A 20307-nucleotide genomic window follows, 5' to 3' on the forward strand; every position below is an offset into this window, starting at 1 on the left:
TCCGCATCGAGGCGGGTTGATGAAGGTGATTGTCGCGATCAGCCGCGATGCCAGTAGACAAAAGGGCACATCATCGTCGTGCCGAACCAGTTTCCATCATCCGACTTGGCATTACCCTCCGCCGGATAGGGATCTTCTGTCCGGACGCAGCAGCCCGGCGAAACGTCGTCATAAAACTTCTGGCGCCGGAAGATTTCCCCGATCGCCACCGCGAGCTGCTTGCCCTGCGATGCGCCGGTGTTTACCGGCGTGAAGACGTGCACGATGATCAGCCCGTCATAGCGATAGACATGATTGCCAGGCCGGCCTTGACCAACGATCTTGCTTCCGCTGCACTCGATTTCGAGATTGACCCACGGCTGCAACACCCCATCACCGTCGACCGGCGGCCATGGATCATCCGGCTGCGCGTTCTGATCAGTAATGCGGGTTGCCTGCCAATTGGCGGCAAGCCTCTGGCGGATGGCCTCTTCGGCGCCTGCATAGTCAGCCATCAGCGTTCCCTGATAAGAAGAGCCGGGAAGCGGAGGCTTGCCCGCTCCTGTTCGCGAGCCTTGGCGGTTGCCGCCCGGATTTTGCCTTCGCCGCCGCCAAGGAAAGATCGATAGGTGAAGCGCACCGCCACGACGTTTCCGAAGCGACCGGCGACGATCCGTTGCGCTTGTTGATAGACCTTCGAGGTTCCCGGAACCCGCATCGTCATTCTTCCAACCTCGATCTTCCGGCTGTACGGAAGCGGATTTGAGATCGAGATTTCCGAACCCGGCGCCCAGCTCTTCAGGTCCGGCTGCGCGATACCGTCGATCAGGATGATATGGCTGCGCCGATACTCGCCGGAGAGAACCGGCGACAGGTCGAAAAGCGTTTCCATTGCAAACTGCACGATCTCGTCGAGGCGACGGTACTGGTAAACAATGACACCGTCGGCGCGGACGCTTTCCTCGGCTGCGCCAACCCTGCCGTCGACGATACGGGTGAAGCCTTGCGGCGCTGGCTGGCTCCGCATGATGGCGGCATGCTCCGCTTTTGCCGTTCGCACCAGCAGCTCTTTCGTCGCTTCAAGCGTTTCCTGCCTGATGATGCGGATCGTCTCGCCAACTGTAGCCATCAGCCCTTCACCGAAACATTGATGCGAACGATCACGTCGTTCATCTTCACGAACTCCGGCTTTCCGATGATTGCGGCAGGCGCATTGTCGATGACGAGATAGCCGCTCGCCTTCGGCAGAGCAGCGATTTCGATCCCGGTCGGCGAAAGAACCACCTTGCGATCAGACTGCGTTATGGCGCCGGCGATCTCGTCTGGCTTCATCCCACGCACGAAGGCGCGGGTCTCAACCTCATCCACCGCAGAGTTCGTCTTGCGGATCTTGACAGCCTGGCCATGCTTGGCGATATGGCGATCGAGCGAGGCAATGGCCTGTTCCGGTGTCATATCCGCACCACCCTCAAGCCCCGCAGCAGGTCATCGACAATCTTGTTGATGTTGGAACCGGCTTGGTCGAGCAGCGTATATTCGGTTTTTCCAACCCCTTCGACCTCTTCAGATCGATAGAAGGCTTTCTCGCTGCCCACGGTGATGGCGTGCAGAGCCATCATAATGACGGCCTGTTTCGCCTGCGGCGGAACATCCGCCGTATTATACCCGGCGCCATATCGAATCCGCACCGCATCGGGTGCAGTCGCGACTTCCGGAAACGCAAAGCCAGTGCGGAATAAAACCTCGTTGCCGACCACTCGGTAGTTATCCGAGCTGATGGTCTGTTCCGTCTCGTCGGCATCGAGGTATTTGACCGAAAGGTCGCCATTCAGCGGCCCATAGATCGCCGCCCGGCGGCTGCAGGGAAAGCCAGCCAACCACAGCTCAAGAGTTTGCTTGCCGATCGCGCGGCCAAGGTTCCCGTTCGGTCCGTCGATGATCCCTTGGGCCGCCGCGATGGCGCGTATTACGACCGCGTCATTACTTGAATGCACGCCGGGCACGTCGGCCGGCGTTGCAATCGCTTCAGGCACTACGATGACGCGCGTCGTCATGGTTGCGTTCCCTAGCCTTCGACCAGGACGTGGAACACGCCAACCTTGCCGTTACCCCCTTGAGCAATGGCGATCTTAACGCGGTCATTCGCAGCGGCTATCTTGTCCATGACGCCGGTCCCGCCGGCAGCATAGAGAACTGCCGCGCCGGCCTGCGAATGGGTGGCCTGACGCGGCGCTCGAACCGCCGAAGCATCGACATTGCTCTCGGTCCAGAGATTGATGCCGGTGGCTTCGCCGGTCAGCGTGAAATCGACACCAGCCGCGAATGCGTTGGCGGCATCCTTCACATATTCGATCTGGCAGATTTTGCCGGAAAAGCGCGGCGTGTAGGCCGTCGCCGTTCCGTCCGCTGCCGTCGTTACCGTCACCTTGAAGCGTTTCATTTCGGTCTCCTTTGGATGGCCAAATGGCCGTTATTTGGCCTTTGGGCCGGTTGCGGCCTTGTTCGCCGTGGGGCGTTCAGCCTTATTGAGGACAGCGCGCTCGGCCTTGGCCGCGAGTTCGGCAGGGATCAATTCGAGAGTGCGCGGAGAAAGGTGGCCGAGCTCGGCTTTTGTGCCGGTACGGATCTCGCCTTCCTCGTACATGCGGTCGCCGTCGTGGCGACGCAGGACTTTCCATCTGAGATTTTCAGCCATCATCGTCTCCTTCGGTTCAGAGAGCGGGCGGCATCGCACCGCCCGCCTTACTGAGCCGAGCGGACTTAGGCAGCGAGAGCGGTGTCGAAATCGCCGTAGATGAACGCTTCCGGACGATAGACGGCCAGGGCGAGACGCTCCTCGCCGAGGACGGTGACAAGGTTCTGGATGAAGTCCTTGTCGACGTAGCCGACCTCAATGCGCGATTCCCAGCGATCGAATACCTGTGCGCCCTGGCGATAGGCGCCGGTCAGGAACTTGCGCGGGGAAATCGCCTGCGTTTCGACGACGGGAAGGCGCCAGAGCGTCGGAGCGATCGAGCCCTGCGGATTGCCGATAATGTAACGGCCGATTTCGTCCTTCATCATCTCGATGTAGGCCCAGTCAATCGGGTTGAGTACATGACCGGTCGCCGGATATTCCGCCAATGCCGCCTGCAGCATCGCAAGACGCAGGACGTCGATCATGTTGATATCGGCGATCGCGATCGGTGCAGCGAAGGCAGACGCCTGCGGGATGATACCAAGGAGATTCTGCCCCGTGCCGTCGCCGTTCAACAGCTGCTGCTCTTCCTTCAGTGCCAGACCATAGTCGAGACGCTGGTCAATCATCGAGCGGAGCTGCGGGATGTCGTCGAGCACCTGCTTCGACGCCTTCATCCAGTGCGCAATGACCTTTGCGGACGTCGTGACAAGTTCAAGCTTCATGTCCGATGAAGGCTTTTCGGCGCCTTCAGCGACCATGCCGGCGTTGTTCGTGAAACCGGTTTCCTTGACGTATTCGAGGGTGTTTCCGCCCATCTGCCCCGGCGTCAGAAGACCACGAACCGTCAGGCGGCGCTGCGGCAGCTCCTGAATGCCGGGCAAACGCGTCGGCGCGATAGCATCGCCGACCGAGCCTGCCGCATCAGTGGTTGCAGAGGTGAGCGTGGCCTTGACCTTCAGATCGGCGCCACGCGCGTTCTTCGAGAACCCGGATTCCTTCCATTCCTTGAACCCGTCGCTCTCGACGAACTGCTCGCCGAGGGACTTCTGGCCTTCCTCGCCAGGACCACCCGACCGGGCAAGCTTCTGTTCCATCTGCGCGACATGCTCGGTCAGCTCGTTCATCTTGACGAGAGCCTCGTCGGCCTTCTCCTTCAAGGAGGCGGAAAGCGTTTCGCCCGCCTTGGCCTTGCCGAGAGCTTCTTCGGCGACGGCCTTGACGCCGTCGATCGCCTTCTGGTGGTCGGCCTTGATTTCGGCCGCAAGTTCAGACGCCGTTTTCGTTTCCGTGCCGTGATCCGGAGCGCGAAGATAGCGGCCGGCGGCGCGTTCCAACGGGGTCATTGCACCGAGCATGGTGATGCTCGACATAGCCGCGAAAACGGCGAGTCTACGTCCCGACATGGGAATCTCCTGAATTTGGTTGAGGATTGCGAGGCTCAGCCGCGCATTGCTTGCAGAAAGGCAAGCGCTTCGTCCGCATCGGCAGATTCCCTCTGCCCTTTCAAGTGGAGGCGCGCGGCACGCTCCGCCTGTGAGTTTGAGAATCCCAATCCCTTGAGCCACATCTCAAACTCGCGCTCTGTCAGCCGGTCCCCGGCTTTCAGTTTCTCGGTAAGCTGATGCAGCTGCTTGGCTGCCTTCACGCTCGAAATCGTCGCGTCTTCATTCGCGCCGATCGACACAATCGAAACTTCCTTCAGGTCGAGCTTTTCCAGCGTCCAAACGCCGGTATCCGTGTCGACCGAATATTCCTTGATGCGATAGCCGATCGAGAGACCGTCAATATCGCCGTTTTTGAGGTGCGAGTACGCTTCGCGGGCCTGCTGAACATCCATATTCAGCTTGCCTAGGAGGAAAAGACCCCTGCCGTCTTCCTTTGCATCCAACCATTTGCCGATCGGTTTGCTCGCGTCATGCTGCCAAAAGAGCTTTGGCATGGTGCCGGCGGCCTTGTGAGCGGCCAGAGACTCGGCAAATGCGCCCTCGGCGATGACATCGCCGTAACTGTCGGGCTTGCCGCCGAAGGTCGAACCGTAGCCCTCGAATTCGCCGGTTTCCTTCAGGGAATCTGCCTTGATCTCGACGCAAGGGCCGGTTTTGGCAAGCTGATCGGCGCCCGCCGACTTGATAAGCGGACGTGCTGCAGTCACAGTCATGCGGATGCTCCCTTTCCTTCGGCGATCAATCGACGGACGGCCTCTTCGTCGATTTCGGTGATCGGCACGTTCTGCATTTGCATGCGCGGCACGTCGCCACCCTCGAGCGGTGGCAGATTTTCGAGCGCGCGAACCTCATTGATGGTCATGGCGCCGATCGAGGTCATCTGCTGATAGAACCGTGCCCTCCCAACGCTGTCACCGCGCAGCAAACCGTCGAGATTGAATTCGATCGACACTCCGTTGGCGCGATCTGCAGGGGTCAGCAGCTGCTTTTCGAGAGCCTGCTCAATCCTTTTCAGGCGTCGGCGCAGCGTGAATTTCTGGAAACCGAGGGTTTGCTGCTCGATACCGGTGCCCCAGCTCGTCGTTTTCTCCGTGTGGCCGACCATGAAAGGCGGCACACCGAAGAACCGGCAGATTTCTTCGACGGAAAAGCCGCGAGACTCCAGCATTTGCGCGTCTTCCGGCGAAATCGTCAGTTGTTCCCACTTGGTGCCGCCTTCGAGGATGAGTGGCCGGCCGGAGTTCATGGCGCCGAAGTATTTCTCGGTCAGCTTCTTCTCAGCGATGTCGCGCTGCTCATCGGTCAGCCACTTTTCAAATGTCAGCACGCCGGATGGGCGCAGCCCGTTCTTGAATGTGCTCGCCGCCGAACGGTCGACGGCGCGCGCCAGGCTGAACGCGTGGCGGCCAAAGTGCAGCGTCGACAGTCCGCCGAGCGGGTTACCTCCGAATCCGCGGATATGAAGGATCGACTGGTCGGTTTCCCGGTAGGACTTCCCCTCCTGCGTCCACCGATACTCAATCGAGCCGTTTGTCAGCCGCCTGACCGAAACCAGCTCGGGAATGATCGGATGAAGACCGACGACCTTGCCGACGCTGCGCTCAATCCGGGCATAGGCATTGCCGCGAAGCTCGATCGAAGCACTGATGAACTCCCAGAAATCGACCGCCGTCTGATCGTAGTTGGGACTGTCATGCAGAACGCGGTAAAGTGGGTGCTTCTTGGCAATCTCCCGTTCACCGGCGGCGTTCAAGCGATAGACCACGACCGGCAAGCTTGCGATGGTGCCGGACAAGAGGTTCACGCAAGCCCACACCGCAGATAGGCTGAGAACGCTTTCGGCGCTGACAATCTCGCCAGCATCTCCGCGCTCGCCGTCCTGATGCCAACCTTTCGGATCGCGCAACGACAACATACGGACCGCCGCATCGGCCATTTTCCGAATTATCTTCACGCCGCACCTGCCAGGCTTTTGAAGAAACCATCCATGCCGTCGCCCACTGCCTCCGGATTGAGGAACATCAGCATTGCTGCGTTGAACAATGCCATTAGCGGATCGATTTTCGACGCACCGGCCGCCTGCTTGGTGACGATGTAGTTAGAGCCCTTCAGCTCTGTCTTTGCGTTGCCAACCGCCCACGCCATCAATGGCTGACCACAGTGTCGCAAGGTTTTGTCCTTTAGCTTTCGAGGCAGCGTTGTGACGGCAGACTGAAGCTTCCACCCCTGCCCTACGGCCATCGTCAGATCACCTGCCATCCCCCGCTCGGCAAGAGCGTCGAGCAAGCTAGCAATCCCGAAAGCATCGAGACCAATACCCGCCTTCTCTGGCAACAGCCGCGACAAAAAAAGGCGCTCACAGATATCTGTGATCTCGACGACGTCCTGATCAGCCTCTTCGCAAACAATCAGGTCACCCTGCTTCTGAAAGTCGCGCAGTCGTGGCGCGATTTCTTTGCGCCGCTCGAAAACATCCGGGTAGGCCCATGCGCGGCCCCACTGCAACCAGTTCCGGGTCTTGGCATGCCGGCCGATCACTGAAAGCGCCATCAGGTCGTCGAGGCCTCCGCCATCGATGCCGGCTACGCACACATCGCATTCCGCCATAATCCGATCGAGCGTTAGACCAGGCTGAACTGCCGCCTCCCAGTAGGTAGCCCCGGCCCAACGATCAGCGTGCAAGCCGAGACCGATCTCGACGTTGAAGTGCTGCGAGGCGATGAGCGCCAGCTTTTCCGGACCTTCGCGCTGGGCCGTAGCGATCTCACCGGCGAGATAATCCTCATTCACCGAGCGGTTGAGGTTCGGATTAACGAGCCCCCATGTTTCCCGCCGCATCCAGCCGCCATCGACTGCGTCTTCCGGTGGCAGCTCGTAGAGAACCGCCAGCATGGGAAACACGAAGTTCCCGTCGCGAACATCCCGCGCCTTCTGCAACTCCGCCTTGAACACGCCCGATGGCGGCGATTTCGATTGCGTCGTGATCTGCAACAGGAACCCATCCGGCCGCGCCGCAAGCGATCCGCGGATTTCGACGAAGATGTCAGCGGCCTTCGATACCGTCGAGAAGACATGCGTCTCGTCGATGAGGATATAGGTCGCCTTTGAACCGGTGATGACGTCGGCAGCCGCAGCCTTGACGATGATGACTGCGAGCGTCCGCAGGTTCGTAATTTTCTTCAGGTGGTCTTGCGGCTGGAAGAGCTTCGTCAGCTCCTCGTCCAACCGGATGATACCCGCAGCCTGCTTGAACGAAATGTCGGCGATCTGCTTCGTCGGCGCGATCAGCAGCAATTCCGCTTCTGGCCTCTCGTTCAGGATAGCCGCCGTCACGATGATCGCGGCCGCGATCGACGACTTGCCGTTTTTCTTCGGCACCAGCAGGAAGAATTCCCGCAGCGCCCGGCGCTTCGTCTCCGGATCGTAACTGCCGAAGATGACGCGGACGAAACCGAACACCCATTCGTCGCAGACCTCGCCATAGGTCGGATTGCCGATGATGTCCGGCACCCGCAGGCGCTTGAAGATCCGCAGCGCCTTCTCGGCGACGGCGTCGAACAGCGGCAGATCAGGGATCAGCGGCCGCTTTTCGCGAATGCGATCCTTCCAGTCCGGTACCGCTGTCGACCAGGTCGAAGCCGGAACCCACGCCGTGTCCATTAGCAGTGCCCGCCTTTCTGGATACCCGGCAGAAGATCGCTGCCCCAGCCGCTACCCTCGCCGGCCGTCTTCGCTGCAGCGCGGGCCGCCTCCTTCTTGCCGAGCTTTTCCGCGCTCTTCTCCTCGGCTTTCTCCTGCGCGTCCCGAAGCCGGTGATCGACCAGCATCACGTCGGACCGCTCGATCATCTTGCCGAGTTCCTTGAGCGCCGCGACGTTGCCGGCGTTCGCCTGCTCCATGGCAATCTCGAAACGGCGGGCATCGAGCTTATCGCGCATCGCGTCGCGATCCTTCAACTCGGCTCTAAAATACCTCTTCACGGTCGCCGGAGAGATGCCGAGAGCATTGGCCATCCGCCCGATCGACCAACCAAGCGCCAGCAACAACTTGATTTTGTTCCGGTCCTTCTCGGTCGGCTCATATGGCGGCCGTCCACGCTTGCCCTTCCAATCCGGAATAGGCTGTCCGAAGAGGTCTAAAACCTGTTCCATCAGAAAAAAATCTCTGCGTGAGAGGGGCGCGGGTCCGGAAGGGGGCAGGCCTGCAGACTTTCGACCCGCCCCCCGCGGGAACAATGATTCGTGTTTTGAGTTGCTGTCGCGGAGGAGGTTCCGCGATGGATACCTTGATTTTCAAAGTCGCAGTTCGAATGGCAACCGGCTTCTCAATCGGCTTTCTTACGTTGCTCATCATAGTTTATGGGAACCCCAGCGCACTGGGCCACGGCAACGGTATCGACGTGGTCGGGCTGTGCCTTCAGACGTATGCTTTCGGCGCGCCCTTTGCGATTGGATACCTTTGCACCGGCCTGGGAATGGGTGCTCTATGACTGGCGGTGGGTAACTCACCAACCGGCCTGCGCTCGCTCTTGCTTCTGCTTCTCGCTGTCGTGGTAGGCCTTGCTCACGGTCTGCAGGTTGTTCTCGTCCCAGAAAAGCTGCTCATCACCGTGATGCTGGATCTTGTGGTCAACCACCGGACTGTTCGGCGCCGGATACTTGCCGACGCATAGGACACCGGTCTGCTTGCATGTATACGCGTCACGCACCAGCACCTGCAGTCTCAGCTTCCGCCATCGTTCCGTCTTGTACCAGGCGCGCCAATTGACCGTCTGGTCACGTTCGCGAAGACGCGCCGCCTCGTCGCCTGGCATGCGTCCCAATCGTGGTGCGAGAGTGGAAAGCCTGGGCTTAAGTGTTGCGAGCCTACCCATACTCTAGACAAACAAAAGGCGACCCGAAGGCCGCCCAATTCAACAACAGAGGGGATATAGCTCATAGCTTGCGCACTGGCCTTGAATCGATGCCTCTCATTCGAGGCGTTCAAGGCAGGGTCTGCCCGGCATACCTACGCGGAGGTTTCCCTCACTCCTGGCCCCGTGTACGTCGGGGCGAGTCAAACGCTTGCACTGGATCAGCAGATCATCCGCAGACAGAAACTCACAATTTCACGAGCAACGCAAGAGGGGCTTTGATCACGTGGCGCTGCTCGCCGATGGTCAACTCAACCGTTCCGGCGATGGCGATCTTCGGCATTCCACGCACCGCGTAGGCCGTGTGAATCTTCCCGATCCGGCCCGAAAAGCCGATGAACGGCCCCTCGTCGAAGCGAACCCAATCCCCCACATGGAACGCCTCGGCATGCACCGCCTTTGCATCCCATGTTCCAAGCTTGATCTTGAATCTGTTCAGATCTTCATCCGCAACACGATGCGGATTCTCAAGGCCGCCGACTATGCCCGTCACACCATCCACCCGCCTCAGACCGCAGAAGGCTGCAGCAGAGGGAACGAGGTTTACCAGCAGGTAACCGGGCAGAGCCGGCCGGTCGAGAAGCTTCACAACCCTGTGCCGGCGCACCGCCTTTCCGCCGTCGATCAACGGCAAAAAGCAGCGAATATTTTCTTTGGCCAAGCGTTCTTCCACAGACTTTTCCCGCCGTTCTGCCGTCTGGACGACGAACCAGAACGGCGTGCCCTTCTGATTCGCTCCCGCCATCGACAACATCGAGGCCTTCATCTGCCGCAGATTTGCCGCCTTTTCCAGCGCCGGAAGGGCGCGCATCAGGTCGACCCGGTCACTCAAAATGATCTTACGCTGCATCGTCATGGCCTTTGCCTCGCTGCTGGAAGGTGCCTGTTATCTGGGAGAAGCGGTCGAGTGCGTCGCGCACCGCTGTGTCGAGATCTTGCTGATGATCCTCGTCGATCGCCGGGAAGTATATCCATTCGGGCAGCCGTCCCTCGTCGAGGAAAGGCCAGTTGCGACGCTCGTGCTCGCGCTTCCATGCTTTGAAGAGTTCCCCGTCGCGATGCACCTGGTGGAAACCATGCGCCGCATCTTCCAGCGCCAGCGGGCAGAGCCAGCCCTGCGCGTTGCGCGCCCGCTCGTGCATCGTGTTCACAGTAGGCCAGCCCATCTTGCGGCGCTTCTCGGCAATCACGCCGTCCATCGAAAGCTTGCCGTCAGCGATCATCATTCGCTCTGTTGCGGTCAGAGCGCTGATCGGTCCCGTGGCACCGGCAAGGAGGTCAGAAAGGCGCGTGGCCTGCCACAGCTTGCCATAAGGTCCGGCCATGACGTTCTTTGGCTTGGTCGCCTCCTGCATGGACGGTACGTTCTGCCACAGCCGTTCGGCGAAATAGGTCGATGGCGCCGGCACATGGCTTTTCTTCTGCGCCTTCAACAGCGCCAGCCAGGCGGGAAAGCGATCCGTCGCCATCTGCCTTTCCTCGACTGAGAGCCGCATCCAGAACCCCAACGCCGGCTTCTTCGGCATGCCGTCAAAGCCCGGCCAGTCCTTGAGCAACTTCCAGCCTGCCGCCTCAATCTTTTTCAGATCCTCTCCCGCGGGCTCTCTCTCCTCGTTAGAAGGGGTCGTTAGAGATGTATCGTTAATAGGTGCCACTCCAGGGATGGCAGGGGGTGCCATCCCTGACGTGGCAGGGGGTGCCACTATAGTGGCAGGGGGGGTCTCGTCCGAACCCGTTGAATTAGGATGAAATTCCTCGGCCTCGTCTCCGAATGCCGCAAGCATTGCATCCGACACTTTCCGGTCGAGGATGACGCGGTAATAATGCGCCGAATCCCGCCCATCGATGCTGTCGACCTCGCGTTTCTCCACGACGCCGACCTGATAGAGTCGGTTGAGCGAGGCCTGCACGGTCGAGCGACCGCAGCCCAGTTCCTCGGCCATTTTCACCTGGCTGCGCCGGCACCAACCTTCCTTGTTGGTAAAGCTGCCGAGCAGGCAAAGCACCCTCAGGTCGCCGCCCTTTAGGCGGGTGTCGGTGACGATCCATGCGGGAATAATGGAGAATCTTGCGTTGCTCACGCCGCCACCTCCATTGCATGCCCGCCCCATTGCGCCGCCATGGCCGCAGCAATCCCCGGATAGGTCTCCGAGCGGATTTTCCATCGGTCGGCTGAAGGCGGCGCCCGATGAACGGCCGACCAGCGCTTGTGCTCATCCGTGCCGATAGCGGGAGGCGTCAGACGGTCCGTGGCGACGAGTAACGGCAATCCGCGCAGATACAACGACGTCGCCTTGAATGCCTCGTCGCCGAACCACCACGGCTGCACGGTCTGCGCCGGCTTCTGGTAGTTCCGAATTCGCTCTTTGGCATGCCGGTGCATGACGGGATTTTCCACCGCAACACGCTCGATCGGCGCATTCCAGCAATCGGAAAACAGCGCGGCGCCCTCGTCGAGATCAGCCCACATCTGTGCGCGGGTTTTTCCCGCCGGCGGCTTCGTCAGCCACCGAACGCCGGAATTGCAAAGGCGGGTGCAGGGAGGATGCATGACAGCGAGCAGATCCCAGCCCTCACCGAGCAGCTCGCGCACGTCACAGACGATATGCCGGTTACTGCCATCGTCGGCAGGCAACAGGTCACACGACCAGGCGTCATGCCCCAGATCCGAGAAGGCGCGACGCACGCGGCCGGAGGTTTCGCAACCGATGAGAACGCGCATCGGCTACTCCTCCTGCCCGTCCGCAGGAAGGCCGAGCACGATGCGGTACATCCGCCCGCGCGCGACGATGACTGCCATGCTCTGTAAGCCGGCATCGCTCGCCCTGCGCGTACTGCGCAGTTGCAAGAGTTCCGCGTCGAGATAGGTCAGTCCTTCGGCAAAACCCGCATGCATCAACCGGTTGCGGATGGTCGATTCGCAGGTCATCAGCGTCGAGAGCGAGCACTCCAGCAGCGCCGCGGCCCGCTCGGCGTCGTTCGCCGCATCCGCAATGCGCGCGATCTCTGGTCGCAGCGCATTCATCGCCCGATCTCCCGTTCGATCCGCTTGCCGATCCGTTCCAGCTCGTCGATCTTGCCGCAAAAGGAAACGAAGCGATCCGCAAGGCTTTTCTGTTCGGCAGTGATCGTCGCGAATTCCAGCTGCAGGCTGTCGCGCTGCGCCAGATAGTCGTCAAACAGCGGGTTCGAGCCGGCCGGGCCGAAGAACTGGTCGCGCACCTGCGCCACCCAGTCGCGCGGCACGCCGAGATCCTTGGCAACGGCGCTATCGGTCCAGGGGGCCTTGTAGGCGTCTTTCGAATAGACCGAATCTAGTTTGTCGTTGATGATACGGCGGTCCTCTCGCGTCATTTCGCGCGGCGGTTCCGCTGCCACGGGCTTAAGCGTCGCCATGGTCGTGCCTTCCTTCCGTTTCGGTTTGCGAAGGCACTGTGGGCAGACATCCTTTTTCGGGACGCTGCCAACCTGCCAACCTTTGTTCTGGAAATGCTGGGCCGCCGCGATGGGCGGTTTGCGGCTCTGGCCGCGCTCGTGCGGGAAATAGGCGACAGCGCCGCATCCGCAGGTGATCTTCATCGCCCTCGTCTGGCTGTCGCCGTAGGGGATCGTGACTTCGTCGAAGAGGCGACCGAGGCTCATTGTCCGCCGCCTTTCATCCAGAAATCATAATCGCCCCGCAGCGACAGGAACCGCTTGCGCGCCGCCTCGTCGTCGTTCAGCTGCTTTTTCGAGGTGATCGAGAGCAACCCCTTCAGCCGGGTATCGGCGGCCTGCTTGTCCGCCACCGGCCCGCCCTTGGTGCCCAGGAACCGCTGGAAGCTGCCGCTCTGGCAGAGCATAGCCGCCTGCGCCGCGAAATCCTTACGCCGCTCGGCCTTGCCCCTGTCGTCGAGCGCAGCCACCAGGTCGCGGACCTTCGCCGCCGCGCGGTCCTGCAGAGCGAGGAACAACACGAGGAGATCGAAGGCGCCGGTGATCAGCTCGTATTCATGCGGCAACACGTCGGCATGCACAGTGCAAAGCAGTTCCCGTTCGCCGGTCGAACGGCGCGTGACGATCCGCGTGCGGCCGTCCGAGGCTTCCAGCGTCCACTTGTCGCCGACGAGCTGCGCCGCGATGCCGCGAAACTGGGTGAGTCGCGCCTTCTCAGCCTCGCGCTGTTTTTCGCGTTCTATGTCATCCCTGAAGGGGAGAGCTTTGCCGTGACCAGAGGGGCTCATGCGAACATCTCCATCTGCCATGGCTGACGCGAAAGGTTCGTTGCTGCATTCACCGTGGCAGCGAATCTCACGGCTTCCTGAGGGTCGTTTCCATCTCGGCCTTGCTTGCGAGCTGCGTAACTCCACGCCATACTGTCGGCTGTGGCCAGCAACTCCCGAACGCCGGGATGAAGCAGAGATGTTTTCTTAACGCCAAAGCCGTGAAGCAGAAGATCGGGGCGTACCGCCGAAATCGCCTGTAAAACAGCGATGATCGCACGCGGGTCGCCCTCACGCTTACAGACCGAACCGACGCCGACCCACATGCCGGCCTTGAGCCGATCGCCATACATCCGAACGTGATTGGCGTAATCCTGCGGCGCAAACCCCTGAAGAACGGGCATGACGTGGAAAGGAATCGGCCCGCCAAACAAGCGCTTCAATTCCGCGACAAGCGCGTCGTAGCGTTCAATCGTCAGACGCTGGTGGTCGGCGATCGTAAGACCGGTCTTCGACAGAATGAAAGGTTCGCACATGTAATCTTGTGCGACCGCCGCAGCGATTTTGACCACGCCGGACGTGTGTAACCGATGAAGTTCGGCGGCATATTCTTCGACACCGTGACGATATTTTCCATGGAGGAACAGTTCGGTAAAAGCACCGCTATCCACCAAGACGTCGCCGCAATTCACTGGCTTTTTCCGCCGCCACAGGCGCTTGATGCTGATGCACGCCAGATCGACATGCTTGGCATCGGCCGGCTGGTGCAGGCCAACATAGAACTTGACGTGGCCGATCACGCCGCCTCGCTTTCCGCCTCGTGCGCGGCGCGAAAACGAGCGAATTCATCGGCGGCCCAATCCATCCGGTGAACCACCGTCTGGCTGCCATAGGTGCCGTCTTCCTGCCACTCCCAGACGCACCACATCGTGTTCATCTGGGAGGAAGCCTTGTTCCCCTCCCAACCGTCGCGGTGCATCATCGGCAGCCGGCGCTTCATCACGTAAATCCGCGCCGGCGGGCATTCCTCCATGTAGAAGGTCCGGTCAGGGTCCTCGAAGCCGGCCAGCACATTGAGGTTGAGCAGCAGCGCCATCTTGCGTGGCCGAATGACGCGCAGCGCATGCGCAATGCAGGAGTTCATCTCGTCGCCATAGGGCGGGTTCGAAACGATGTCGTAAGACGGCCCTCCGGTTCCGGCCGCGTCTCGCGAAAATCGATCACCGCTTGGCACTCGCCGTCCTTCGTTGCCGTGCTGTAATCGACGAGGTCGGACAGCACCACATCGTAGCCCACCGCCTCCAAAACGCGCGCAATCGCGCCGCGCCCGCAAAAAGGCTCGCTCACGGTCGCCGAAAACTGTTCGAGCGCAAGGATCGCCCATGTCCCTTCCGGCGCCGTCTCGTAGAGATTGTTGCCGCGCTCTTCCTTCGTCGCCGTCTTCGCGCCGATCGCATGCTTCAGGTTTGCACGGGTGGGTGCAAGGCCAGCCGCAACACGCGCTGCAATTGCGCGCTCGGCGATGCCCGGCGTCTTCTCTTCCGCCGCCGCCAGTTTTCGCGCGTCGTGGATTTCCTGTTTGGTGAGGCCCGCTTCGGCGAGCTTGAAAAGGTCGTCACCTGCGACCTTTTTCGGCCGCCCCATCTTGGCCGCTTCGCCCGCCTGTTGCGCCGCGTCATAGGCCTTGGCGAGGCTGATCTTGCAGCGGGTTTCCATCAGGAGCGCGTCGCCCTGCAGCTGCCGGAATTTCGGCACGAGCGCGCGCGTCGCCGCATATTTCGCCGCAAACCGAGCCTCGGCCTGGGAAAGGTCATAGGCCCCGTCCGCGATCACCCGCGCTCGCTGGATGTCGCCCTCGTCGAACAGCCGCGCCGCCGTCTCCAGCATTGAGACGATCTCCGGCATGCCCGCACCGCGCACCACCGAAACGGCGGGAACCGGCGGCTGCGCGGCCGTCGAGACCGCCCGCGGCCCCTCGATCAACCCCAGCGCCGCAGCCGCCGCGCGGCCGGCATCGGTCGGAAAGCACAGGCCGGGATCAGTCTCATGCCGCCGCACCAGCCCGTGTTCATGCAGTTTCTTGATGCGAATCTTGCCGCCGGTGGCGTCAGTGCGGAATTCGCCGTCGACGACGGCCGCCTGCAGCACGGCCTTCTGCTCGGGAGAAAGCAGGGTAAGAATATCAACCATCAGTGCGCCCTCGCCAGGCGGTCGAGGTAATATTCCCCTGCCGGATTGATCGCGAAGTGATGCGGAAAGACGGGATGGCGCTTGGCATAGGCCGCCTGCACAAGCGCCGCGCCCGCCAGCTTTTCGGCAAGGCCGCGCGCGAGAAGAAATTCGCCGTCGCGTTCGCCAAGCTGGCGCAGGAAACGCCGCTCGATCGGTTTGAGAGGGGTAGTAATCGCAAGGCTTCCCCGCATCACGCGCCCTCCCCGACGATAGCGACGCGCCCAGCCTCGAAACCGTTGATGACATTCTGCAGCGCCCGGATCGCCTCGCGCGCCTCCGCGCAGATCGTCCGCTTTTCCAGCGCGTCGTATTGGCCATCGGCGCCGGCTTCGAGGATCGCCCGCGAAACATCCATGGCCTCGGCGAGCACCGAATGCGCGTCATGAGCCGTGATCGTCCGCGCCTTCAGCGCCTCGCTTTTCGGCGTCAGCTCATAGCCAAGCTCGGCCGCCGCCTGGCCGATGATGATCGGCGAGCCGGCGCGCATGTCCGCCTCGATGGCGATGTCGATCGGAATGATGGTCTGGCCGTGTTCGTGGCTGCCATCGTTGCGTCGCTCCCCGAGCGTCGCATATTTGACCAGTGTCGAGACTCCGACGCGGGTGAGAAGCGCAAAGGACGTCACCCCGCCGCCGAGCCGGTAGCAGGCATCCGTCACGCCCTTCAGGGCAAGAATGGATTGTTCGGAAATAAGGCGCACGAAAACACCCCGCGAATTGCAAGGAAAGAAAAAGGGATAAGGATTCACTGAAACCGCGCGGCCGGGCCGCTACGGATAGGACGACCTCAGATCACGGAGGGCCTTGACCCAATGGAACGACAAAAGAAAAAGCGGCATCCCGATACATCCGCGTCGAACGCAGCGCATCGGGATGCCGGATCGCCATGCCTGAGCCAGGGAGTGCCCCGGCATGGCTGGCCCGCCGCTGGGAGGAGGAGCCGGCAGGGATGGAAAGAGGCAGCGTCATTCGGCGGCCTCCGGGTAACGGTGAACCGGAGCGTCAAACTTCTCCGGCCGGTTCGCCTTCAGCCAGCGAAGCCGCGTTTCGTGCATGGCCTGCAGCGTTACCGCCCCATCGGTCATGTCGAGCACGCGCGCCGTCAGGTCGGCGTCGCAGCCGTTCTCGCCGGTTTCGATCCGCTGGAATGAGCGCGCCCCGCCTGCCAGCGACAACAGGCCAGCGCACGCGCTCTGAGACAATTTGCGTTCCGTTCGCCACGATTTGAGATCCATGGCTGCATTTATGGCTCATTTGGCCATAAACCGTCAAGCCATGGCGTGGCTTATTTAACCATGGTATTTTATGGCGAATATCGCCAGATTGCCCGCACGATGAGAAAGACGATGAAAAACAACCCGAATAGCCTGTCCAGAATTCGCGAAAGCCGCGGATTGACGATGCAGGCGCTTGGCGATCTCATCAACACGGATGCATCAACCATCAACAAGCTGGAAAAGGGCATCACCAAACTGAACGCCCAGCGGCTTCAAGCGCTTTCTGCCGCGCTCGGCGTCACCGCCGATGAAATTCTCGCGCAACCGGGAACGACGCTTGAGCCGCCCCGCGAGCTGCGCTCGACGGTATCGACGGGAACGCGGAGGGCAGCCGCACCGGGCTCGCCTTATGTCGCCACCGGTCTCATCCCGCTTTATGGTTTCGCTGCGGGCTCACTGGCCGGTGAACACCAGGTTATGACCGATGTCATCGACGAGGTCCCGGCGCCACCGGCCTTGCAACATGTCCGCGACGCCTATGTGATGATGACCAAGAATGATTCCATGGTGCCCCGCTATCTGCCGAATGAATATCTCTATGTTCATCCGCATCAGGCCGTACGGGCGGGCGACCATGTCATCATCCAGGTCCAGACGCACGACGGCAGCGGCATCGATACATGGGTGAAGCGATTCGACACCGAAACGGCCGACGAGATCTATGTCTCGCAATATAATCCGCCGGGACGGCTGATCTTCAAGAAGAAATACGTCAAGTCGATGCACCGCGTCCTGCCGCCGAACGAACTCTTCTGAGTCCCATGATCAGCCGACGTTTCGCCGCGATCACCGTTGCCGCCCTTGCGTCTTCATCGTCATTGCCGGCGGCGCAGCTGCCACTCTGCGACGACGGTAAGCGCGTCAACTGCATTGTAGACGGCGACACGCTGTGGCTGGACGGAACGAAGATCCGCATCGCCGATATCGACGCGCCGGAATTGTCGAAACCACACTGTCAAAGGGAGCTGGCACTCGCCGAGCGCGCGACAGTGCGCCTGCAAAGCCTGCTCAATGACGGCCGGTTCGAACTCGCCCCTGCCGATCGGGACGAGGATGCCTATGGCCGCAAGTTGCGCCTCGTCATGCGCGGCAGCCAGTCGATCGGCGACATTCTCGTTTCAGAAGGGCTGGCGCGTCGATGGGACGGCGCAAGGCGCAGCTGGTGCGATTAGCCACCGCTCAGGTGAGTAGCACGGCCAAGCCGACCACAAAGCCTATGAAAACAGCGACCCCGATCGCACCGGCAACAATCGACCCTCCCGCCGATCCATCGCCAGTCTGCTTGCCTGCCCGACTTGACAGTTTCTTTGAATAGGACAGCCCGGTCCCCGGAATCCCGGCCGAAACATGTGAGCCCTTGGTACCAGCCGTGAGACCGGCACCCTTCGGGCCGACGCGAACGCTTGCGGATTTCTTGTTGAGATTGACTTTTACCCCCGGCGCGATTTTCAGCGACTTGCGAAATCGAAAAGCCATTGCCATCCCTCCCCGAAAAGTTGCAGGAGCATGCTTGCAGAGCAGTAAGCCATTTTAAATGGCTGTTATCGCCATTTTGTGGCTTGACGTGTTTTGGCTATTTAAGCCATATTGTCGCCGGCAACCAACCAACCCGGAGACACACAATGCTCACCAACAAATTCCAGAATGCCACGCGCACCCAGCTCGTCGAGGCGATGGCTTCATCGATGATCCGTCACGGCGAAGGCTGCACCGCGGCCGATATCAAGCTTGACGGTTTCAGCCAGGCGCAGATCGACGCCCACGGCGATGCTGCCCGCGAGCTGGCCATGGCAAAAGCCGAGACGGTCACCCGCGCCCGCATCCCCTCCCGCCGCGCGGCCTGACCGCCATGAACCAGCGCCCGCCCGAGCCGATCAACGGCCAGCACTATACGCTCACCCGCTCCGAACGGGCGAAGCGCTCCCCTTTCATGGAGGCCGTCAAGGCGGAGATCGCCCGGGAAGATGCCAACGATCGCGTCTTGACCTCGTGGGGCATTGTCCTGATTTGCGCCGCCATGGTCGTCACCCTCTGCGTCATTGGCGGCTTCTTTCTGGGGAGGCTGATGTGAGCAGGCCCGTCCTCAATGGCCCCTATTTTGTCCTGCCCGCCAGAGACGACGCCGAGCAGTTGGCCGATCTCGACCGGCAGGAGCGACGCCTCGATTTTATGCGCGGCTACACCTGCGGCGTCGTCACCGCGATCACCGTCATCATCACCGGCTTCTGCGCGCTGCAGTGGCTGTCTTAAAACCGGAGCCCTCCCCCCATGAAGAAAATCCGCGATTTCAGCCAGATCATCGGCATGCTCGAGAACGGCCAGCTCAACCCGGCGCTATCCGCCGAGGTGGCCGACACGCTCGAAAAGCTCACCGCCCTGTCGGACCAGAACCCGGCCGCCACCCACAAGGGCAAGACGACCCTGACCCTCGAATTCGCCGTCAAGGATGGCATGGTCACGATCGCCACCGCCTTCGAATCGAAAACGCCCAAGCGCCCGCGCAAGAATTCCGTCTTCTGGGTCGTCGAGGACGGCGCGCTTTCGACCGAGCACCCCCGCCAGCACGACATGTTCGGCCCCCGCCCGGTCTCCTCGACCGAGGGTGAGCGCCAGACCCAGTAAGCACACCCAGCTTTAACCCCGAACCCCACGAAAGGAAAACCCGTGGAAACTATCGATAAAGGCGCGGTCGATGCCGTCGCCGCCCTCGTAAGGCAGACCGGCAGCCATCTGGTGTCCGTTTCCCTGCCGCAGAAGATCAACGGCCTGCCGTCGTCCATTCCGGTGCTCGTGCATCCGGAAACCGGCAAGGTCACCGGCCTCTATCACGAGCTTGCCCCCTGGCGCACCAAGCCGGAGCGCAAGACCGGAACGGCGATCGCGGAGACGCTCGAATCCTTCATCGACCTCGTCGATCGCCACAAGCAGGAAAACAGCGTCATCTTCGCCAAGACCGACTGGCGCAAGCCGTCGCTCACGGCGGTGATCGACTATCATTCGGGCACCGACCCGGATAACGGCAAGCACCGCATCCACTACCAATTCCCCCTCTCGGAAGAATGGAACGCCTGGCTCGCCGTCGACGGCAAACAGATGGCGCAGGCGCAGTTCGCCGAGTTCATCGAAGACCATATCGCCGATCTCTCGACGCCGGATTTCAACGAGGCAGAGGACTTCGAGAAGATGTTCTCCGCCAAGGTCGCCTTCCCCAATGACATCGTCATGCTGTCGCGCGGCCTGCAGATCAATGCCGAGACCCGCGTCAAGCAGGTCATCAAGCTGCAGACGGGCGAAGCGCAGATCACCTTCGAGGAGGATCACAAGAACGCCCATGGCGAACCGCTTGTCGTGCCGGGCGTCTTCATCCTGCAGATCGCGCCGTTCTTCATGGGCGAGGCCAAGCGCATCCCGGTACGCCTGCGCTATCGCCTCTCCGGCGGCGAACTGAAATGGACCTTCCAGCTCTACCGTCCGGATCGCTACATCACAGAACAGGTCCGCACGGATCTCGAAGCCGCCGCCGCAGAAACCAGCCTGCCGAAGTTCGAAGGCAGCCCGGAAATGTCCGCCTCGTAATCGAG

General features: G+C 61.1%; 33 protein-coding genes. 8 read left to right on the forward strand and 25 right to left on the reverse strand.

The genetic code is table 11. The annotated features are described in order from the left end of the window. Window positions 1–38: 38 nt before the first annotated feature. The 11 genes from JNB71_RS03505 to JNB71_RS03555 form a co-directional block, all read right to left on the reverse strand. Window positions 39–494, reverse strand: a complete 456-nt coding sequence (locus tag JNB71_RS03505) for a hypothetical protein (protein ID WP_220370433.1) — start codon at window positions 492–494, stop codon at window positions 39–41. Then, window positions 494–1108 (reverse strand): hypothetical protein, encoded by a 615-nt coding sequence (locus JNB71_RS03510; RefSeq protein WP_220370434.1) that lies wholly within the window; start codon window positions 1106–1108, stop codon window positions 494–496. Before JNB71_RS03510 ends, JNB71_RS03505 begins: the two co-directional genes overlap by 1 nt. Next, a complete protein-coding gene (locus JNB71_RS03515; protein WP_220370435.1) occupies window positions 1108–1434 on the reverse strand; it encodes a hypothetical protein in 327 nt (108 codons plus the stop codon). The genes JNB71_RS03510 and JNB71_RS03515 overlap by 1 nt, the downstream gene beginning before the upstream one ends. Further along, the gene (locus JNB71_RS03520) at window positions 1431–2033 is read right to left on the reverse strand and encodes a hypothetical protein (protein ID WP_220370436.1); all 603 of its coding nucleotides are present in this window, start codon (window positions 2031–2033) and stop codon (window positions 1431–1433) included. Before JNB71_RS03520 ends, JNB71_RS03515 begins: the two co-directional genes overlap by 4 nt. A gap of 11 nt (window positions 2034–2044) precedes the next feature. Beyond that, a complete protein-coding gene (locus tag JNB71_RS03525; RefSeq protein ID WP_220370437.1) occupies window positions 2045–2419 on the reverse strand; it encodes a hypothetical protein in 375 nt (124 codons plus the stop codon). Window positions 2420–2449: 30 nt separating this feature from the next. Beyond that, on the reverse strand, window positions 2450–2674 hold the full coding sequence (locus JNB71_RS03530) for a hypothetical protein (protein ID WP_220370438.1): 225 nt from the start codon (window positions 2672–2674) through the stop codon (window positions 2450–2452). Between the two features lie 65 nt (window positions 2675–2739). Next, window positions 2740–4062 carry a phage major capsid protein gene (locus JNB71_RS03535; protein WP_220370439.1) on the reverse strand — a complete coding sequence of 441 codons (1323 nt, stop codon included), beginning with the start codon at window positions 4060–4062 and terminating at the stop codon, window positions 2740–2742. Between the two features lie 35 nt (window positions 4063–4097). Continuing rightward, window positions 4098–4817, reverse strand: a complete 720-nt coding sequence (locus tag JNB71_RS03540) for an HK97 family phage prohead protease (protein WP_220370440.1) — start codon at window positions 4815–4817, stop codon at window positions 4098–4100. Next, window positions 4814–6058, reverse strand: a complete 1245-nt coding sequence (locus JNB71_RS03545; RefSeq protein ID WP_220370441.1) for a phage portal protein — start codon at window positions 6056–6058, stop codon at window positions 4814–4816. Before JNB71_RS03545 ends, JNB71_RS03540 begins: the two co-directional genes overlap by 4 nt. Further along, on the reverse strand, window positions 6055–7764 hold the full coding sequence (locus JNB71_RS03550; RefSeq protein ID WP_220370442.1) for a terminase large subunit: 1710 nt from the start codon (window positions 7762–7764) through the stop codon (window positions 6055–6057). The genes JNB71_RS03545 and JNB71_RS03550 overlap by 4 nt, the downstream gene beginning before the upstream one ends. After that, complete coding sequence (locus tag JNB71_RS03555; protein WP_220370443.1) at window positions 7764–8255, reverse strand: helix-turn-helix domain-containing protein; 492 nt, start codon at window positions 8253–8255, stop codon at window positions 7764–7766. Before JNB71_RS03555 ends, JNB71_RS03550 begins: the two co-directional genes overlap by 1 nt. A 125-nt stretch (window positions 8256–8380) precedes the next feature. Here JNB71_RS03555 and JNB71_RS03560 point away from each other — a divergent pair, with 125 nt between their 5' ends. Next, window positions 8381–8593 carry a hypothetical protein gene (locus JNB71_RS03560; RefSeq protein ID WP_220370444.1) on the forward strand — a complete coding sequence of 71 codons (213 nt, stop codon included), beginning with the start codon at window positions 8381–8383 and terminating at the stop codon, window positions 8591–8593. 15 nt (window positions 8594–8608) lie between these two features. On the opposite strand, the gene JNB71_RS03565 is transcribed toward JNB71_RS03560, so the two are convergent. From JNB71_RS03565 to JNB71_RS03620, 13 genes are all read right to left on the reverse strand, one after another. Then, on the reverse strand, window positions 8609–8917 hold the full coding sequence (locus JNB71_RS03565) for an HNH endonuclease (protein WP_223215735.1): 309 nt from the start codon (window positions 8915–8917) through the stop codon (window positions 8609–8611). A gap of 286 nt (window positions 8918–9203) precedes the next feature. Beyond that, a complete protein-coding gene (gene nusG / locus JNB71_RS03570; RefSeq protein ID WP_220370446.1) occupies window positions 9204–9872 on the reverse strand; it encodes a transcription termination/antitermination protein NusG in 669 nt (222 codons plus the stop codon). Next, window positions 9856–11097, reverse strand: coding sequence for a helix-turn-helix domain-containing protein (locus JNB71_RS03575; RefSeq protein ID WP_220370447.1), 1242 nt, complete (start codon window positions 11095–11097; stop codon window positions 9856–9858). Before JNB71_RS03575 ends, nusG begins: the two co-directional genes overlap by 17 nt. Beyond that, window positions 11094–11738, reverse strand: a complete 645-nt coding sequence (locus tag JNB71_RS03580; RefSeq protein ID WP_220370448.1) for a hypothetical protein — start codon at window positions 11736–11738, stop codon at window positions 11094–11096. Before JNB71_RS03580 ends, JNB71_RS03575 begins: the two co-directional genes overlap by 4 nt. A gap of 3 nt (window positions 11739–11741) precedes the next feature. After that, window positions 11742–12041, reverse strand: coding sequence for a hypothetical protein (locus JNB71_RS03585; protein ID WP_220370449.1), 300 nt, complete (start codon window positions 12039–12041; stop codon window positions 11742–11744). Continuing rightward, on the reverse strand, window positions 12038–12658 hold the full coding sequence (locus JNB71_RS03590) for a hypothetical protein (RefSeq protein ID WP_220370450.1): 621 nt from the start codon (window positions 12656–12658) through the stop codon (window positions 12038–12040). The genes JNB71_RS03585 and JNB71_RS03590 overlap by 4 nt, the downstream gene beginning before the upstream one ends. Continuing rightward, complete coding sequence (locus JNB71_RS03595; RefSeq protein ID WP_220370451.1) at window positions 12655–13239, reverse strand: hypothetical protein; 585 nt, start codon at window positions 13237–13239, stop codon at window positions 12655–12657. The genes JNB71_RS03590 and JNB71_RS03595 overlap by 4 nt, the downstream gene beginning before the upstream one ends. Then, window positions 13236–14018, reverse strand: coding sequence for a DUF7221 family queuine tRNA-ribosyltransferase-like protein (locus tag JNB71_RS03600; RefSeq protein WP_220370452.1), 783 nt, complete (start codon window positions 14016–14018; stop codon window positions 13236–13238). The genes JNB71_RS03595 and JNB71_RS03600 overlap by 4 nt, the downstream gene beginning before the upstream one ends. Then, a complete protein-coding gene (locus JNB71_RS24360; RefSeq protein WP_223215737.1) occupies window positions 14015–14362 on the reverse strand; it encodes a hypothetical protein in 348 nt (115 codons plus the stop codon). The genes JNB71_RS03600 and JNB71_RS24360 overlap by 4 nt, the downstream gene beginning before the upstream one ends. Next, on the reverse strand, window positions 14359–15408 hold the full coding sequence (locus JNB71_RS24365; protein ID WP_223215738.1) for an SAM-dependent methyltransferase: 1050 nt from the start codon (window positions 15406–15408) through the stop codon (window positions 14359–14361). Before JNB71_RS24365 ends, JNB71_RS24360 begins: the two co-directional genes overlap by 4 nt. Beyond that, window positions 15408–15641, reverse strand: coding sequence for a hypothetical protein (locus JNB71_RS03610; protein ID WP_220370453.1), 234 nt, complete (start codon window positions 15639–15641; stop codon window positions 15408–15410). The genes JNB71_RS24365 and JNB71_RS03610 overlap by 1 nt, the downstream gene beginning before the upstream one ends. Then, complete coding sequence (locus tag JNB71_RS03615; protein ID WP_220370454.1) at window positions 15641–16150, reverse strand: phage regulatory CII family protein; 510 nt, start codon at window positions 16148–16150, stop codon at window positions 15641–15643. Before JNB71_RS03615 ends, JNB71_RS03610 begins: the two co-directional genes overlap by 1 nt. 264 nt (window positions 16151–16414) lie before the next feature. Beyond that, window positions 16415–16651: a hypothetical protein gene (locus tag JNB71_RS03620; RefSeq protein WP_223215739.1), complete on the reverse strand. Its 237-nt coding sequence runs from the start codon at window positions 16649–16651 to the stop codon at window positions 16415–16417. A 144-nt stretch (window positions 16652–16795) separates the two neighbouring features. On the opposite strand from JNB71_RS03620, the gene JNB71_RS03625 reads away from it, so the two are divergent. Then, complete coding sequence (locus JNB71_RS03625; RefSeq protein ID WP_220370456.1) at window positions 16796–17482, forward strand: XRE family transcriptional regulator; 687 nt, start codon at window positions 16796–16798, stop codon at window positions 17480–17482. 5 nt (window positions 17483–17487) lie between these two features. After that, a complete protein-coding gene (locus tag JNB71_RS03630; RefSeq protein ID WP_220370457.1) occupies window positions 17488–17898 on the forward strand; it encodes a thermonuclease family protein in 411 nt (136 codons plus the stop codon). A gap of 7 nt (window positions 17899–17905) precedes the next feature. On the opposite strand, the gene JNB71_RS03635 is transcribed toward JNB71_RS03630, so the two are convergent. Then, window positions 17906–18202, reverse strand: a complete 297-nt coding sequence (locus tag JNB71_RS03635; RefSeq protein ID WP_220370458.1) for a DUF4236 domain-containing protein — start codon at window positions 18200–18202, stop codon at window positions 17906–17908. Window positions 18203–18348: 146 nt separating this feature from the next. On the opposite strand from JNB71_RS03635, the gene JNB71_RS03640 reads away from it, so the two are divergent. Genes JNB71_RS03640 through JNB71_RS03660 form a run of 5 tightly spaced genes read left to right on the forward strand, consistent with a single transcriptional unit; the run spans window position 18349 to window position 20302 of the window. Beyond that, complete coding sequence (locus tag JNB71_RS03640) at window positions 18349–18570, forward strand: hypothetical protein (protein ID WP_220371185.1); 222 nt, start codon at window positions 18349–18351, stop codon at window positions 18568–18570. A 5-nt stretch (window positions 18571–18575) separates the two neighbouring features. Continuing rightward, window positions 18576–18797 (forward strand): hypothetical protein, encoded by a 222-nt coding sequence (locus JNB71_RS03645; protein ID WP_220370459.1) that lies wholly within the window; start codon window positions 18576–18578, stop codon window positions 18795–18797. Continuing rightward, the gene (locus JNB71_RS03650; RefSeq protein ID WP_220370460.1) at window positions 18794–18976 is read left to right on the forward strand and encodes a hypothetical protein; all 183 of its coding nucleotides are present in this window, start codon (window positions 18794–18796) and stop codon (window positions 18974–18976) included. The genes JNB71_RS03645 and JNB71_RS03650 overlap by 4 nt, the downstream gene beginning before the upstream one ends. Before the next feature lie 18 nt (window positions 18977–18994). After that, the gene (locus tag JNB71_RS03655) at window positions 18995–19348 is read left to right on the forward strand and encodes a hypothetical protein (protein ID WP_220370461.1); all 354 of its coding nucleotides are present in this window, start codon (window positions 18995–18997) and stop codon (window positions 19346–19348) included. A 42-nt stretch (window positions 19349–19390) separates the two neighbouring features. Then, window positions 19391–20302 carry a DUF2303 family protein gene (locus tag JNB71_RS03660; RefSeq protein WP_220370462.1) on the forward strand — a complete coding sequence of 304 codons (912 nt, stop codon included), beginning with the start codon at window positions 19391–19393 and terminating at the stop codon, window positions 20300–20302. Window positions 20303–20307: the final 5 nt, after the last annotated feature.

The sequence above is a fragment of the Rhizobium herbae genome (assembly GCF_019511375.1).
Classification (GTDB): Bacteria; Pseudomonadota; Alphaproteobacteria; order Rhizobiales; family Rhizobiaceae; genus Pararhizobium; species Pararhizobium herbae_A.

Excerpts from the sequence above, each read along its gene's own strand:
- nusG (WP_220370446.1), bottom strand. The coding sequence starts at position 9,872 with ATGACGATGCAGCGTAAGATCATTTTGAGTGACCGGGTCGACCTGATG.
- JNB71_RS03520 (WP_220370436.1), bottom strand. The coding sequence starts at position 2,033 with ATGACGACGCGCGTCATCGTAGTGCCTGAAGCGATTGCAACGCCGGCC.
- JNB71_RS03540 (WP_220370440.1), bottom strand. The coding sequence starts at position 4,817 with ATGACTGTGACTGCAGCACGTCCGCTTATCAAGTCGGCGGGCGCCGAT.
- JNB71_RS03525 (WP_220370437.1), bottom strand. The coding sequence starts at position 2,419 with ATGAAACGCTTCAAGGTGACGGTAACGACGGCAGCGGACGGAACGGCG.
- JNB71_RS03625 (WP_220370456.1), top strand. The coding sequence starts at position 16,796 with ATGAAAAACAACCCGAATAGCCTGTCCAGAATTCGCGAAAGCCGCGGA.
- JNB71_RS03595 (WP_220370451.1), bottom strand. The coding sequence starts at position 13,239 with ATGAGCCCCTCTGGTCACGGCAAAGCTCTCCCCTTCAGGGATGACATA.
- JNB71_RS03630 (WP_220370457.1), top strand. The coding sequence starts at position 17,488 with ATGATCAGCCGACGTTTCGCCGCGATCACCGTTGCCGCCCTTGCGTCT.
- JNB71_RS03505 (WP_220370433.1), bottom strand. The coding sequence starts at position 494 with ATGGCTGACTATGCAGGCGCCGAAGAGGCCATCCGCCAGAGGCTTGCC.
- JNB71_RS03550 (WP_220370442.1), bottom strand. The coding sequence starts at position 7,764 with ATGGACACGGCGTGGGTTCCGGCTTCGACCTGGTCGACAGCGGTACCG.
- JNB71_RS03635 (WP_220370458.1), bottom strand. The coding sequence starts at position 18,202 with ATGGCTTTTCGATTTCGCAAGTCGCTGAAAATCGCGCCGGGGGTAAAA.
- JNB71_RS24360 (WP_223215737.1), bottom strand. The coding sequence starts at position 14,362 with ATGAACTCCTGCATTGCGCATGCGCTGCGCGTCATTCGGCCACGCAAG.
- JNB71_RS03560 (WP_220370444.1), top strand. The coding sequence starts at position 8,381 with ATGGATACCTTGATTTTCAAAGTCGCAGTTCGAATGGCAACCGGCTTC.
- JNB71_RS03610 (WP_220370453.1), bottom strand. The coding sequence starts at position 15,641 with ATGCGGGGAAGCCTTGCGATTACTACCCCTCTCAAACCGATCGAGCGG.
- JNB71_RS03555 (WP_220370443.1), bottom strand. The coding sequence starts at position 8,255 with ATGGAACAGGTTTTAGACCTCTTCGGACAGCCTATTCCGGATTGGAAG.
- JNB71_RS03510 (WP_220370434.1), bottom strand. The coding sequence starts at position 1,108 with ATGGCTACAGTTGGCGAGACGATCCGCATCATCAGGCAGGAAACGCTT.
- JNB71_RS03565 (WP_223215735.1), bottom strand. The coding sequence starts at position 8,917 with ATGCCAGGCGACGAGGCGGCGCGTCTTCGCGAACGTGACCAGACGGTC.
- JNB71_RS03530 (WP_220370438.1), bottom strand. The coding sequence starts at position 2,674 with ATGGCTGAAAATCTCAGATGGAAAGTCCTGCGTCGCCACGACGGCGAC.
- JNB71_RS03515 (WP_220370435.1), bottom strand. The coding sequence starts at position 1,434 with ATGACACCGGAACAGGCCATTGCCTCGCTCGATCGCCATATCGCCAAG.
- JNB71_RS03640 (WP_220371185.1), top strand. The coding sequence starts at position 18,349 with ATGCTCACCAACAAATTCCAGAATGCCACGCGCACCCAGCTCGTCGAG.
- JNB71_RS03580 (WP_220370448.1), bottom strand. The coding sequence starts at position 11,738 with ATGCGCGTTCTCATCGGTTGCGAAACCTCCGGCCGCGTGCGTCGCGCC.
- JNB71_RS03645 (WP_220370459.1), top strand. The coding sequence starts at position 18,576 with ATGAACCAGCGCCCGCCCGAGCCGATCAACGGCCAGCACTATACGCTC.
- JNB71_RS03590 (WP_220370450.1), bottom strand. The coding sequence starts at position 12,658 with ATGAGCCTCGGTCGCCTCTTCGACGAAGTCACGATCCCCTACGGCGAC.
- JNB71_RS03535 (WP_220370439.1), bottom strand. The coding sequence starts at position 4,062 with ATGTCGGGACGTAGACTCGCCGTTTTCGCGGCTATGTCGAGCATCACC.
- JNB71_RS03585 (WP_220370449.1), bottom strand. The coding sequence starts at position 12,041 with ATGAATGCGCTGCGACCAGAGATCGCGCGCATTGCGGATGCGGCGAAC.
- JNB71_RS03655 (WP_220370461.1), top strand. The coding sequence starts at position 18,995 with ATGAAGAAAATCCGCGATTTCAGCCAGATCATCGGCATGCTCGAGAAC.
- JNB71_RS24365 (WP_223215738.1), bottom strand. The coding sequence starts at position 15,408 with ATGGTTGATATTCTTACCCTGCTTTCTCCCGAGCAGAAGGCCGTGCTG.